The following is a 14,413-nucleotide window of genomic DNA, read 5'->3' on the forward strand; positions in this document are numbered from 1 at the left end:
TCAAGTTACTGGAGTCTTAATACTCAGAACTTAATACTTATTATTTTTAGATTATTGCAAGAATATCGTCTTCGCGCATAATCAAATAATCAGTTCCTTCAAGTTTTAATTCTGTTCCTGCATATTTACCATACAGAACAGTGTCGCCAACTTTTACGGTCATCGTGTGATCTTTAGATCCATTTCCTACTGCTACTACAGTTCCTTTTTGTGGTTTTTCTTTGGCAGTATCCGGAATAAAAATCCCTGATGCAGTTTTTGTTTCAGCTGCAACAGGCTCAATAAGTACGCGGTCTGAAAGCGGTTTAATGTTTAAAGCCATGGTTTTATAATGTTATAAGTTATACGTTTTTAATGTTCAATGAACTTTCAGAAATTATGCCATCCTCTAAAAACTGACATTATTTCTTAAAAAAAATGCCAGCTTTGACAGGCTGGCATTTCATATTATTTCAAAATGATTATTTTGCTGCAGGTGCTGCCGGAGCAGGTGTTTGTTGTACCGGAGCTGCTGGTGTATTAGTTGCAGGAGCTTCTGTTTTTTCAATAAGTTTAGAATCAGTATCGCTTAAAGATCCTGTAAAGCTTAAACTTGAAAGTAAGATTAAAGCAATCAAAATAGTAGCTAATGTCCAAGTACTTTTATCTAAAAAGTCAGTTGTTTTTTGTACTCCACCTAACATTTGAGTTCCACTAATAGTAGACGACAATCCGCCTCCTTTAGGGTTTTGAACCATGATTACTACGATCAATAGAAAACAAACTATTGTGATTAAAACTAAAAAAATTGAAAATGTGCTCATTGCTTAATTATTATTGTTATTTTGTTGTAAAATCTTTATATCCGAAATACGGTCTGCAAAGAAACTAATTTTTTCTGGATATTTCAAAATTAATATTTCATATGCTTGGATTGCCTTTGTATATTTTTTTTGCTCCAGATAAACACGGGCTAAAGTCTCTGTCATTAAATATGAATTATCTTCCTGATTAATATCAAATTGAATTGGAGGAAGCGTTATCGCTGTTGCTTTAATGGGCGAAATTTTAGGATTCGTTTCTATAAATTTATCGATTATCTGTGCTTTTTTCTTTTTTTCTTCCTCAGCATCTTCTGTTTGTACAATTGTAAGAGGTTGATGCGTTTTTTCAGGTGTTTTTAATTTTTCCTCAATTGGTTTTGTTTCAATGATAGCATCAACAGTTTTTTCGAATTCTTTTATATTTTCTTCAATAGTTTCATTAGATCTGTCGATAGGTTCAGGTTTTGCTAATTGCAGCCATTCCTGAAAAGAATGTTTTTCGTTAACAGAAAAATCTAAAGGTTTTCCAATTTCCAGATTTTCTTCTGCAATTTTCACCGTTTCTTCGAATCGGGTTTCCGTAGCTTGTTCTTCAATTGCTTTCGGCTCTTCAATACTATCAGTTGTAAGTTTAATAGGTTCTTCTTCAAAAGTTTTTACTTCTTCAGAAACAACAGATGTAACTTCTTGAAAATCTGCTATAAAGGTTGGTTCTTCAAGAATAACAGTAATAACTTCGCTCGGATTTTCTTCAAATGTTTTTGTCTCTTCCAAAACAATTGGAGTAACCCCGTCAGATTCTTCTTCTAAAGTTTTTACTTCTTCAAAAATAACCGTTGCTACTTCTTTAGGCTGTTCTTCTATAGGTTTTAGATCTTCAAATACAATTACTGCTGGTTCTTTTTCTGAAGGTTTTGACTCTTCAAAAATAACAGTTGTTGCTTCTTTAATTGAATTATATATAGATTCTTCTATTGGATCGATTCTAATTTCATTGAATTTTTTAGAATCTTCAAAAACAACCGGCTCAGTTTCTTCAACAGAAATTGGCGCAGATTTTTCAACATTAGGATAAAAAGATTCCTCTTCACTTTCTATTACTTCTTCAAAAAAAGTGTGCTTGGTTTCTTTAACAGGAATAACAATAGTTTCTTCCTTAATAGTATCAATTGATTCGTTATCGTTTTTTATTTCTTCAAAAACTGTAGTTTCTTCAATCGGAGCAGCAGATTCTTCAACGGTAATATCTTCTGATTTTGTTGCTTCTTCATAAACAACTGATTTGTTTTCATCAGCCGAAGCCAAAGCAGTTTTGTCAATAATTGTTTCTTCTGCTTTTACTACTTCTTCAAAAACAATCGATTTGGTTTCTTCAACCGGAATTGAAACTGGTTCTTCAACCGGTTCAATAATTATTTCTTCTGTTTTTACTGGTTCTTCAAAAGAAGTTGAAGTAGCTTGTTTTATAGAAGTTAATATAGATTGCTCAATTGGATCAATTCGAACTTCTATGCTTTTTTTGATTTCTTCGGGCGAAACAACTTCACTGTCAAAAACAGTAATGTTTAAAAGCTCACGAAGTTTTTTATCATAAAACTCATTTTGAATCGGAGTAAAAGTTTCCGAGGTAATAAAATCAAATAAAACAGAACGATCTGCAGTATGAGCAGCTGTAACTTTTAATGCATAATTATACTTAAAACTATTTTGATCGTAAAGTCCTTTTAATCGCAATGCTCTCGCACTTTGAAAATACGGAAATTCAATCAAAACATTGCCTAATGCCTCCGTTTGCTTTTCTGTAATGGCATCGGGTTTGTTTATTAGGTATGTATAATCAGTTACATTCATTATTTTTTGTTTAATCGTTGAAATTATTGTTTAATCGTTTATTTGTTTCATCGTTTGAAAAACCGATTTAACGATTAACCGATTTAACAAATCAACATTTTTTTACCATTTTGCCAATGACTCATTGAAGATATCCTGAGTAATCCTTTCAAAAATCTCTTTGATGGCGGCATTTAAAGAAGATCCTACAAGTTGTGTTGTTCCCGGATAATCTTTATAGAATTCAAATGTTTTTTCAAAATCATCTGTTTCTTTCTTTTTGTTTGTAAATCGGACGTTTACACGAATAGTCAAACGGTTTTGTGCTGCTCCTACATCACCACCAGATGTTACAGCGGTGGCTGTCATTGGTGTTGTTCTGTAATCTATAATTTCTCCTTCATAAACCAGTTCACCGCCAGTACTTACTAAGTTTAAATTGGTTTGATTTTGAATTAAATCCTGCAACGTCAAAGTAAAATCCCTGTCGATTCCAGGTTCTATCAAATCAGCATTATTCTGAAAAAAGTTTACCTGAAAAGTTTTGGCATCGATTGTTCCGGTTCCTGTAAAATTGTAAATTCCACAGCCGCTAAAAGTTGTAGCAACCAATAGAATTAATAGATATTTTAAGTTTTTCATTTTTTATTTTAAGAATTGCTTCGCCGGTTTATTGGCGTTTGGGTCAAAGATATTCATTTTCGTTTAAAACATTTTGTGTCTTCGTGTCTTTTTCTGGCGAGAATTAAAGATCAAATTGTTTAATTTTTCTATATAAGGTTCTTTCCGAAATGCCTAATTCATCAGCAGCAGCTTTGCGTTTTCCTTTATTTTTTTCTAATGATTTTTTAATCATTTCGATCTCTTTCTGTTCTAAACGCAAAATTTCTTCTTCCTCGATTGTTTCGGCAAATAAATAATTATCATCTTGCATTTGATAATTGTCTTCGCGCGCTGCAGGTGTCATAACTGCCGTTCTCGGTTCTTCTTCAAAATCTATTTCGCTGTCATTTTCCTGCGAACCGTATATTTTCTGAATTAAATTCGGATTTATATCCTGCACTTTTGATGTGCCGTTTTTCATTAATTCTAAAGTGAGTTTTTTCAAATCATTCAAATCACTTTTCATATCAAAAAGTACTTTGTACAAAATGTCTCTTTCGGTGCTAAAATCGCTGTCTTTTTTCTTGTCATTTATTACAGAAGGTAAATTGCTTCCTTCGGTTGGCAAATACGATTGTAAAGTAGCCAGTGTAATGTCACGATTTGTTTCCAGAACCGAAATCTGTTCCGCAACATTTCGCAACTGACGAATGTTCCCGTTCCATCTGAATTTTTGCAAAAGCTGTACAGCATCGTCATCTAACTTTAACGGCGGCATTTTGTATTTATGCGCAAAATCGGCAACAAATTTTCTGAATAATAAATGAATGTCTTCGTTTCTTTCGCGTAGTGGTGGTAAAGTAATTTCGACAGTAGTCAGACGATAATATAAATCTTCACGAAATTTTCCTTTTTCAATAGCATTGAATAAGTTTACGTTTGTTGCAGCAACGATTCTCACATTTGTTTTTTGAACCTGAGAAGAACCTACTTTTATAAATTCGCCATTTTCAAGAACACGCAGTAATCTTACTTGGGTTGTTAAAGGTAATTCACCAACTTCATCAAGAAAAATTGTTCCGCCATCAGCAACTTCAAAATAACCTTCACGCGTGCTTGTTGCTCCCGTAAAAGCGCCTTTTTCGTGACCAAAAAGTTCACTGTCAATTGTTCCCTCAGGAATTGCACCACAGTTTACAGCAATATATTTTCCATGCTTTCTGTGTGAAAGCGAATGGATTATTCTTGGAATATTTTCTTTACCAACACCACTTTCTCCAGTTACCATTACCGATATATCAGTAGGAGCAACCTGAATGGCTTTTTCAATGGCGCGATTTAATTTTGGGTCATTTCCAATAATCTCAAATCGTTGTTTTATTGCTTGAACTGTTTCCATGTGTTTTTTTGTTTCAAGTTTTATTTGTTTCAGGTTTCAAGTCTTTCATTGAAAACTGAAATTTAACTTTTAACCTAGTGCTTATATTTTTCGTTTTAGGTTTCAAGTTTCAAGTTACGCAAAGAACCTGAAACAAAAAAAACTTGAAACCTGAAACAAATCTTTAATTCATCTCAGAATGCCCAACGGCTGTTCCTTTTAATGTTCCAGAAGTACAGCTTTCAATTTTTACATTTACAAAATCACCGATTTTATAGTTTTCTTTTGGAAAAACAACTGTAATACTTTGAGAATTTCTTCCTGAGAATTCTTCGGTTGATTTTTTAGAAACTTTTTCTACAAGAACTTCAACTGTTTGACCAATGAATTCTTCGCTTCTAAACCAGGCGTGTTTTTGTTGTAAATCGACAATTTCCTGTAATCTTCTGGCTTTTGTCTCTTCCGGAACATCATCTTCCATTTTTCTTCCTGCCAAAGTTCCCGGACGCTCAGAATAAGAATACATATAACCAAAATTATATTTTACATATTCCATTAAACTCATGGTATCCTGGTGATCTTGTTCGGTTTCTGTTGGGAAACCGGCAATCATATCTTGCGAAATAGAAGCATTTGGAATAATAGTTCTGATTTTATCAATCAAAGTCATGTATTCTTCGCGAGTATGTAAACGGTTCATTTCTTTCAAAATTCTGTTGCTTCCAGACTGAACCGGCAAGTGAATGTGTTTACAGATATTTGGGTGTTTTGCAATAACATGCAATACACTTTCGTGCATATCCTGCGGATTTGAAGTGGAGAAACGAATACGCATTTTAGGGAATCCAACAGCAACCATTTCAAGCAATTGATCAAAATCAACTGCTGTGGCTTTTTGCATTTCAGAAGCATTTTCGAAATCTTTTTTCAAACCGCCTCCGTACCAAAGATAACTGTCGACGTTTTGACCTAAAAGCGTAATTTCCTTAAAGCCTTTATCCCATAAATCCTGAATTTCGCTCATAATACTTTGAGGCTCACGGCTGCGCTCACGTCCGCGTGTAAAAGGCACAACGCAAAACGTACACATATTGTCGCAACCACGTGTGATCGAAACAAGCGCCGTAATTCCATTACTCATTAAACGAACAGGTGAAATATCTCCGTAAGTTTCCTCTTTCGATAAAATTACATTGATAGCGTCGCGGCCTTCTTCAACTTCTGCTAATAAATTAGGCAAATCTTTGTAAGCATCGGGACCAACAACAAGGTCGACTATTTTTTCTTCTTCCAAAAACTGACTTTTCAAACGCTCGGCCATACAACCTAAAACGCCTACTTTCATTTTTGGGTTAATACGTTTTACCGCATTATATTTTTCAAGACGCTTACGAATAGTTTGTTCGGCCTTATCCCGAATCGAGCAGGTATTTACTAAAACTAAATCAGCTTCTTCAAGGGTTTGTGTAGTATTATATCCATTTCCGGATAAAATGGAAGCTACGATTTCACTGTCCGAAAAATTCATCGCACAACCATAACTTTCTATAAAAAGTTTTTTTGTATTCTCAGGCTTATTCTCCAAAACAAGACTTTCCCCCTGTTTGCTTTCTTCAATAATCTTTTCCATTGTATAAATTCAAAGTGCAAAGATAACGCAAAAGGTATAATTATGACAAGATGGCAGAGAAAAGATTTTTAGATTTTAGAGTTAAGATTTTAGATTGATCTGGAGTATCTGCAAAGGGCTTTTTCATTTAATAAATAATCTGAAATAATAAGTTTCGCCACAGATTAAGGATTAAAAAGATTTTTGAAGCTTAGTGAACTTGTCTTCAAATTTTATATTCAGATAAAGCTTCGTGAACTTTGGGGTTCATTTAATGCCTAAAAAACCAGCATATAAAATAATTATAAGCTTGGAAATCTAAATTCTAGAATTTGTTTTAAGAAGTTTAGTGTTAAAAAAAGAACATTTCTGAGTCATATAACTTTAAAAATTATACCTATATATATATTACATTAGTTTACAGATAAATCTGCAATTTTTAGAAACATAATATCAAAATACCTCAAAAATGCATTATCGAGGTTGATATTTAAAAAAAACTTCTACTTTTGTTCCAGAAAAATAGATCAATGGCAAAGAATTTAGTAATAGTGGAATCACCTGCAAAGGCGAAAACGATAGAGAAATTTCTAGGAAGTGATTTTCAGGTCGAGTCAAGTTATGGGCACATAGCCGATTTACCGTCAAAAGAGATTGGAGTAGATGTTGAGAATGGATTTAAACCTAAATACGAAGTTTCTCCTGATAAAAAAGCCTTAGTAAGTAAATTAAAGACACTATCTAAAAATGCCGAAATGGTTTGGCTGGCAAGTGATGAGGACCGCGAGGGAGAGGCTATTTCATGGCACTTGGCGGAAGAATTAAAACTAGATATTAAAAAAACCAAAAGAATTGTTTTTCACGAGATTACCAAAAGTGCGATTCTTAAAGCAATCGAGAATCCAAGAGAAATTGATTATAACTTAGTAAATGCACAACAGGCACGTCGTGTTTTAGATCGTTTAGTAGGTTATGAATTGTCTCCGGTTTTATGGAGAAAAATTAAAGGCGGACTTTCTGCCGGACGTGTGCAATCAGTTTCTGTACGTTTGATTGTAGAAAGAGAGCGTGAAATTCAGAATTTTAATGCAGTTGCCAGTTATTCTGTAGTTGCAGAGTTTGTGAACGAAGCCGGAAAAGCTTTCAAAGCCAAATTGCCAAAAAATTTCAATACTAAAAAAGAAGCCGAAGATTTCTTAAAACAAAACATCGGATCAAAATATAAGGTAGCTGATTTAGAAACTAAACCTACCAAAAAATCTCCAACAGCACCATTTACAACTTCGACGCTTCAACAGGAAGCTGCCAGAAAATTGTATTTGCCGGTAGGAATCACCATGCAGCTTGCACAGCGTTTATACGAAGCGGGACTTATTACGTATATGAGAACCGATAGCGTAAACCTTTCTAAAGATGCAATGGATGCTGCGGAAGCTGAAATCATAAAATCATACGGAAAAGAATTTTCGAAACCGAGAACTTTTGCTAATAAAAGTAAAGGAGCTCAGGAAGCGCACGAAGCAATTCGTCCGACAGATATGTCACGTCATACTGTAAATATTGATCGTGATCAGGCTCGTTTATATGATTTGATCTGGAAAAGAACGTTGGCATCTCAAATGAGTGATGCGCAGTTAGAAAGAACAAACGTAAAAATTGAAGCGAATAATCACGACGAACTTTTTACTGCTTCAGGAGAAGTTTTACTTTTTGAAGGTTTTCTTAAAGTATATCTTGAAGGACATGATGACGACGAGGAAGAACAAGAAGGAATGTTGCCTGCCTTAAAAGTAAACGAGAATTTAGCAAATAACTATATTACAGCTACAGAGAGATACTCAAGACCGCCGGCTCGTTATACAGAGGCTTCGTTGGTGAAAAAATTAGAAGAATTAGGAATTGGACGTCCGTCTACGTATGCGCCAACTATTTCGACTATCATCAACAGAAATTATGTTGAAAAAGGAACTCTTGAAGGTCAGGAACGTAATTATACACAGCTTACTTTGCAAAATAGTAAAGTAGGAGAGAAGTTGCTGAAAGAAAATACAGGTTCTGATAAAGGAAAATTGGTTCCAACAGATATTGGAACAATTGTTACTGATTTCCTTGTTAAAAACTTCGGAAATATTCTGGATTATAATTTCACGGCAAAAGTAGAACAGGATTTTGACGAAATTGCAGAAGGAAATATTGATTGGGCAACCATGATGCAGGAATTCTATAATAAATTCCATCCAAATGTAAAAGAAGTTGAAGCCAATGCTGAACGCGAAAGCGGTGAAAGAATTCTGGGTAAAGATGCAGATGGAAGACAAGTATCTGTTCGTTTAGGAAAATTTGGTCCGATGGCTCAAATTGGAGAAGCGGACGATGAAGATAAAAAGTTTGCCAGCTTGATGTCTGATCAGAATATTGGAAATATTACACTTGAAGATGCTTTAAATTTATTTTTACTGCCTAAAAGTTTAGGAGAATATAAAGGAGAAGAAGTTGAAGTAAGTAATGGTCGTTACGGTCCTTATGTGCGTCACGGAAGTGTTTTTATTTCTTTGCCAAGAGGCGAAGATCCACTTGGGGTTTCTACAGAAAGAGCTCAGGAATTAATTGACGAAAAAGCACTTGCTGATGCGCCAATCGCAGTTTATAAAGGAGAAGCAGTTCAAAAAGGTGTGGGGCGTTTTGGTCCTTTCATTAAATGGAACGGTCTTTTTGTAAACGTAAGTAAAAAATACAATTTTGATAATTTATCGCAACAAGATGTTGAAGAACTGATTGAAGATAAATTACAGAAAAATATAGATAAGGTTCTTCACAATTGGGAAGAAGAAGGGATTTTAGTTGAAAAAGCACGTTGGGGCCGCTCAGTGATTACAAAAGGTAAAATCAAAATTGAATTAAGTAAAGATGTTGATGCAACAAAATTAACATTGGCTCAGGTTCAGGAAATGATCGCAGCTAAAACACCGGCAAAGAAAACACCAGCAAAAAAAGCAACAACCGCTAAGAAAGCTCCAGCTAAGAAAACAGCTGCTAAAAAGAAATAAAAAATGGAATTTGATTTTCTAGAACCAGTTAACGAAGGGATTTTAAAATTCATTAGTTCGTTGTCTTCTCAAGAATTAGGTAGTAAAATTGTTTTGCATACTCAAGATCAATTTCCTGATATTAGCAAAATTAACATCGCTATAGTTGGTGTTTTAGAAGATCGTAGAAATATTGATATTGTAAATGAAGTAAACCTTACGGCTGTTCGTAAAAAGCTTTATAGTATGTTTCCGGGTAACTGGGATGCATCGATTGCTGATCTGGGAGATATTCTTGCAGGAGATTCAGTTGAGGATACTTATTTTGCGGTTAAGAAGGTAACTTCTACGTTAATAAAGAATAAAGTGATTCCGATAGTCCTGGGAGGTTCGCAGGATTTGACCTATGCTTTGTATCGTGCCTATGATGATTTAGAGCAAATGGTTAATATGGTTGCTGTAGATAACAGATTTGATTTTGGTAAAGAAAATGAAACAGTTTCGGCTAATTCGTATCTGACAAAAATCATAATTGATGAGCCAAATAATCTTTTTAATTATTGTAATATCGGTTATCAAACCTATTATAATTCTCAGGAAGAAATCGATTTGATCGAAAAATTGTTCTTTGACGCATATCGTTTGGGTGAAATTTCGAATAATATAGCCTTGGCAGAGCCTGTTTTTAGAGATGCTGATTTGGTTAGTTTTGATTTAAATTCGGTAAAATCTTCTGATTCAGGAAATTACGTTACCTTTGAGCCCAACGGATTTAATGGTAAAGAGATTTGTTCCTTAGCAAGATACGCTGGAATTAGTGATAAAGTTTCCTTATTTGGAATCTTTAATCATAATAGTACAATGCAGGAATCGGCAATGATTTCTCAAATTGTATGGTATTTTATAGAAGGGTATCATTATCGTTCTAAAGAATATCCATTTGGAAGCCGAACAAATTATTTAAAATATATAGTGCCGCTGGAAGATGAAGAATTGATTTTTTATAAAAGTGACAAAACAGATCGTTGGTGGATCGAAATTCCATTCGAATCAAGTGGTCACAATAAATTGAAAAGAAATACGTTATTACCCTGTTCTTACGACGAATATTTGTGTGCTTGTAATCAAGAATTGCCAGAAAGATGGTGGAAAGCACAGAGAAAAAACGCTTTGTAAAGCATAATTTTAACTAAATTCTAAAAATTACAAATTTTATAAAAAATTGTTAAATTAATTTAGTAGGATAAAATTTATAAAATATAAAATTTAACGTTTTACGTCGGTTTTTTGAGTTAGTTTATCGACAAAATATTTTTTTTTTATTTTATTTAACATTATTTTTGAACGGTGAAATAAATTTCGTGAGTAGTGTTGTTTTTTTAATAAATAATAAATACGTTTACGGACTTATAATAATGAATAGATAATCCCAAATTTATATGAAGAAGTTTATTGCATTTGCAGCAATGTTAACACTAGTAATCGGCTGTGGTAAGTCAGGAGACAAAGGTGAGTTAGTTGGTGTTACAGGAGGGAAATGGCATCCCGAAAAACCCTACGGAATGACTTTAGTTCCAGGTGGATCTTTTATCATGGGTAAATCAGATGCTGATTTAGCTAATGTAGAAGATGCTCCAACTAAAACTGTAACAGTTCGTTCATTTTATATGGATGAGACTGAGATAACAAACAGTGAGTATCGTCAATTTGTAGAATGGGTAAAAGATTCTACAATGAGAGTTCGTTTGGCTATTTTAGCTGATGAAACTGGTCAAAAAGCAGCAACAGATGGTAAAGGTAAGAAAGCAGGAAGTATTGCTGATTATGCATTTAATGATTCTGAGCCAGATAAAATGACGGCTTATGATAAGTATATGTATGATAATTACTATAGTGTTGGAACAAAAGACGATCCTTATGCTGGTAGAAAATTAAATAAAAAAGTAAAGTTAATTAAAGATACTAAAGCTTATCCGGATGAATATTATACGGAAGTAATGGATTCTATGTATTTGCCAATTGAAGAATCATACAATGGTTTGAGAACAGTTGACGTAAATAAATTGAAATTCCGTTATTCATGGATGGATATTCAGGCTGCTGCAAAAGCAAAAGTTGGAAAAAGAAAAGACTTCGTTAAAACGGAACAAATCGGAATTTATCCTGATACAACTGTTTGGATTAAAGATTTCGCTTATTCTTATAATGAGCCAATGCACAATGATTATTTCTGGCACAAAGCTTACGGAGATTATCCTGTAGTTGGTGTTACATGGAAACAAGCAAAAGCATTCTGCGCATGGAGAACTTTAAATAAAAACAGCTACATTAAATCTAAGAAAAAAGGACGTGACTTAGTAAACTCTTTCAGATTGCCAACAGAGGCAGAATGGGAGTATGCTGCAAGAGGAGGTCTGGAATCTGCAACTTATCCTTGGGGAGGTCCTTATACTAAAAGTGACAGAGGTTGTTTCTTAGCAAACTTTAAACCAAGCAGAGGAGATTATGCTGCTGATGAGGCTTTGTATACTGTTGAAGCTAAATCATACGAAGTAAATGGTTACGGATTATACAACATGGCAGGAAACGTTTCTGAGTGGACAGATTCAGCATACAATCCAAATGCATACGAGTATGTTTCAACAATGAACCCTAACGTAATTGATGGAAACAACCAAAGAAAAGTGGTTCGTGGAGGATCTTGGAAAGATGTTGCTTACTTCCTACAAGTAAGTACTCGTGATCACGAATATGCAGATTCTGCAAGAAGTTACATCGGTTTCAGAACGGTACAAGATTACATGGGAACTCAGGTAACTGGTGGAAAAAAGAAAAGTAAATTATAATTAAATCAATAACCAAATCGAATCTATTTTAAATTAAAACCTAAAAAAAAGTATTATGGCATTATTAAGTAAAAAAGCAATGAATTTCGCTTATGGTATGGGAGCGGCAGTAGTAATCGTTGGAGCATTATTCAAAATTACTCACTTTGAAATTGGACCATTAACAGGTACAGTTATGCTTTCAGTGGGATTGTTAACTGAAGCGTTAATCTTTGCCCTTTCTGCTTTCGAACCAGTTGAAGATGAATTAGACTGGACTCTTGTTTACCCGGAATTAGCTAACGGACAAGCTAGACAAAAAGCTGACAAAGCAGAAACTCCTTCTGATGCTCAGGGATTATTGTCTCAAAAATTAGACGTAATGTTGAAAGAAGCTAAAATTGACGGTGAATTAATGTCAAGTTTAGGAAACAGTATTAAAAATTTCGAATCAGCTGCTAAAGGAATTGCTCCTACTGTAGATTCAATCGCTTCTACTAAAAAATACAGTGAAGAATTGTCTATGGCTGCTGCTCAAATGGAATCATTAAACAGCTTATACAAAGTTCAGTTAGAAAGCGCTTCAAGAAACGCAGAAGCTAACAAAGAAATTGCTGATAATGCATCTAAATTAAAAGAACAAATGCAATCAATGACTGCAAACATTGCTTCTTTAAACAGTGTTTATGGTGGTATGCTTTCTGCAATGAGTAACAAAGGATAATTAGTTTTTGACTATTATAGTAAATTTATTAATAAGAACTAATTACAAAATAAAATGGCAGGAGGAAAATTAACCCCTAGACAGAAGATGATTAACCTGATGTATCTGGTTTTCATCGCAATGTTAGCAATGAACGTATCAAAAGAAGTTATTTCTGCTTTTGGTTTGATGAACGAAAAATTTGAAAGTGCAAATAAAAGTTCGATTGAAACAAATACTTCATTATTAACATCTTTAGATCAAAAAGCTGCTGAAGCAAAAGGAGAATTCGCTACTGCTGCAGTTACTGCTCACAAAGTAGAAGCTATCTCAAAAGAATTTTATGATTATATTGGAACTTTAAAGGCTCAATCTATCAAAGGTTTTGAAGTAGAAAAAGAAACTGGAAAATTGCCTTATGAGGCGATGGATAGAGGAGATAATATCGACGACTGGTTTACAGGAGACGGTTACACTAAAAAAGGTAACGAAATTATCGCTAAAATTCAAAAATATAAAGCAGATATGAAAGCTGCTTTAGGAACAGATAAAAAATACGCTAATATTATATCTGAAATTGAAAAGAAATTTGATGTTTCTGATGTAAAAAACAAAGAAGGTATAAAAGACAAATACTTAGCTTATCACTTTAAAGGTTTCCCTGCAATTGCTTCGGCTGCAAAACTTTCAACTTGGCAAAATGACGTTAAAAAAGCTGAAACTGATGTTTACAACAGTGCTTTAGGAAAAGCAGCGGTTGCTGCTGCTTCTTATAGTAACTATCAAGCGATCGTTGTTTTAGATAAAAACGCTTATTTCCAAGGAGAGAAAGTAACCGGTAAAGTAGTTTTAGGCCGTTATGACGAAAATACAAAACCAACTTCATTCCAAGGTCCTGGACAAATTGTTAACGGACAAGCTGTTATTTCATTAACTGCCGGAGGTGTTGGAGAGCAAGATATTAATGGACAATTTACTTTCTTAGAAGATGGTAAAAACATTCCACTTAAATTTGCCGGAAAATACGTTGTAGTTCCTAAACCAAACTCAGCTACTATTTCTGCTGATAAAATGAATGTTGTGTATAGAGGTGTTGTTAACCCAATCTCTGTATCTTTTGCTGGTGTTGATGCTAACAAAATTGTTGCAAGCGCTCCAGGATTAGCTTCTGCTGGTAAACCAGGTAAATATAACATGAGCCCGGGTCAAGGTACAGAAGCTACAATTTCTGTAACAGGAACATTACCAAACGGAGATAAAGTTACAGATAAGAAAACATTCAGAATTAAAGGTATTCCTGGACCAACTGGTACAATTAGAGGTGAAATGGGTGTTGTTAAAGGACCTAAATCTAACTTAGAGATTGCTACAATTGGCGCTAAATTACTTGATTTTGATTTCGAAGTTGGTTTAGATGTTGTTGGATTTAACCTAAAAGTTACAGGACAGCCTACAGTTGTTGTTACTGGTAACAGATTAAATGCACAATGTAAACAAATTCTTTCAAGAGCTGGAAAAGGAGATCAGGTTACTATTTCTGAAATTAAAACTAAACTTGTTGGAGCTGGTAGTTATTTATTACCAAGAACTGCTCCGGTAATTTACGAAATACAATAATAAAAGTAGGTAAAACTAC

At 34.1% G+C, this 14,413-nt stretch carries 11 protein-coding genes; 5 read left to right on the forward strand and 6 right to left on the reverse strand.

Going from position 1 to position 14,413, the window contains the following annotated elements; genetic code table 11:
- Nucleotides 1-46: 46 nt before the first annotated feature.
- The 6 genes from groES to miaB form a co-directional block, all read right to left on the reverse strand.
- On the reverse strand, nt 47-322 hold the full coding sequence (gene groES / locus OLM54_RS20545) for a co-chaperone GroES (protein WP_012023920.1): 276 nt from the start codon (nt 320-322) through the stop codon (nt 47-49).
- 139 nt (nt 323-461) lie between these two features.
- A complete protein-coding gene (gene secG, locus OLM54_RS20550; RefSeq protein WP_042563867.1) occupies nt 462-803 on the reverse strand; it encodes a preprotein translocase subunit SecG in 342 nt (113 codons plus the stop codon).
- A 3-nt stretch (nt 804-806) separates the two neighbouring features.
- The gene (locus OLM54_RS21730) at nt 807-1,901 is read right to left on the reverse strand and encodes a tetratricopeptide repeat protein (protein WP_413614471.1); all 1,095 of its coding nucleotides are present in this window, start codon (nt 1,899-1,901) and stop codon (nt 807-809) included.
- 855 nt (nt 1,902-2,756) lie between these two features.
- Complete coding sequence (locus OLM54_RS20560; RefSeq protein WP_264536399.1) at nt 2,757-3,275, reverse strand: LptE family protein; 519 nt, start codon at nt 3,273-3,275, stop codon at nt 2,757-2,759.
- Nucleotides 3,276-3,378: 103 nt separating this feature from the next.
- Nucleotides 3,379-4,635 (reverse strand): sigma-54 interaction domain-containing protein, encoded by a 1,257-nt coding sequence (locus OLM54_RS20565; RefSeq protein WP_264536400.1) that lies wholly within the window; start codon nt 4,633-4,635, stop codon nt 3,379-3,381.
- Between the two features lie 163 nt (nt 4,636-4,798).
- Nucleotides 4,799-6,244 (reverse strand): tRNA (N6-isopentenyl adenosine(37)-C2)-methylthiotransferase MiaB, encoded by a 1,446-nt coding sequence (miaB, locus tag OLM54_RS20570; protein ID WP_264536401.1) that lies wholly within the window; start codon nt 6,242-6,244, stop codon nt 4,799-4,801.
- 509 nt (nt 6,245-6,753) lie between these two features.
- Here miaB and topA point away from each other — a divergent pair.
- The 5 genes from topA (at nt 6,754) to gldM (ending at nt 14,394) form a co-directional block, all read left to right on the forward strand.
- Entirely contained in the window at nt 6,754-9,270 is a 2,517-nt protein-coding gene (topA, locus tag OLM54_RS20575; protein ID WP_264536402.1) for a type I DNA topoisomerase, read from the forward strand.
- Between the two features lie 3 nt (nt 9,271-9,273).
- Entirely contained in the window at nt 9,274-10,425 is a 1,152-nt protein-coding gene (locus tag OLM54_RS20580; RefSeq protein WP_264536403.1) for a formimidoylglutamase, read from the forward strand.
- Nucleotides 10,426-10,688: 263 nt separating this feature from the next.
- A complete protein-coding gene (gene gldK / locus OLM54_RS20585) occupies nt 10,689-12,095 on the forward strand; it encodes a gliding motility lipoprotein GldK (RefSeq protein ID WP_264536404.1) in 1,407 nt (468 codons plus the stop codon).
- Nucleotides 12,096-12,150: 55 nt separating this feature from the next.
- Nucleotides 12,151-12,798, forward strand: a complete 648-nt coding sequence (gene gldL, locus OLM54_RS20590) for a gliding motility protein GldL (protein ID WP_115843218.1) — start codon at nt 12,151-12,153, stop codon at nt 12,796-12,798.
- A gap of 54 nt (nt 12,799-12,852) precedes the next feature.
- The gene (gene gldM, locus OLM54_RS20595; protein ID WP_264536405.1) at nt 12,853-14,394 is read left to right on the forward strand and encodes a gliding motility protein GldM; all 1,542 of its coding nucleotides are present in this window, start codon (nt 12,853-12,855) and stop codon (nt 14,392-14,394) included.
- Nucleotides 14,395-14,413: the final 19 nt, after the last annotated feature.

The sequence above is a fragment of the Flavobacterium sp. N1736 genome, assembly GCF_025947065.1.
Taxonomy (GTDB): Bacteria; Bacteroidota; Bacteroidia; order Flavobacteriales; family Flavobacteriaceae; genus Flavobacterium.

Coding starts and splice junctions, on each gene's coding strand:
- gldM (WP_264536405.1), top strand. CDS start 12,853: ATGGCAGGAGGAAAATTAACCCCTAGACAGAAGATGATTAACCTGATG.
- gldL (WP_115843218.1), top strand. CDS start 12,151: ATGGCATTATTAAGTAAAAAAGCAATGAATTTCGCTTATGGTATGGGA.
- OLM54_RS20580 (WP_264536403.1), top strand. CDS start 9,274: ATGGAATTTGATTTTCTAGAACCAGTTAACGAAGGGATTTTAAAATTC.
- groES (WP_012023920.1), bottom strand. CDS start 322: ATGGCTTTAAACATTAAACCGCTTTCAGACCGCGTACTTATTGAGCCT.
- gldK (WP_264536404.1), top strand. CDS start 10,689: ATGAAGAAGTTTATTGCATTTGCAGCAATGTTAACACTAGTAATCGGC.
- topA (WP_264536402.1), top strand. CDS start 6,754: ATGGCAAAGAATTTAGTAATAGTGGAATCACCTGCAAAGGCGAAAACG.
- secG (WP_042563867.1), bottom strand. CDS start 803: ATGAGCACATTTTCAATTTTTTTAGTTTTAATCACAATAGTTTGTTTT.
- OLM54_RS20560 (WP_264536399.1), bottom strand. CDS start 3,275: ATGAAAAACTTAAAATATCTATTAATTCTATTGGTTGCTACAACTTTT.
- OLM54_RS20565 (WP_264536400.1), bottom strand. CDS start 4,635: ATGGAAACAGTTCAAGCAATAAAACAACGATTTGAGATTATTGGAAAT.
- miaB (WP_264536401.1), bottom strand. CDS start 6,244: ATGGAAAAGATTATTGAAGAAAGCAAACAGGGGGAAAGTCTTGTTTTG.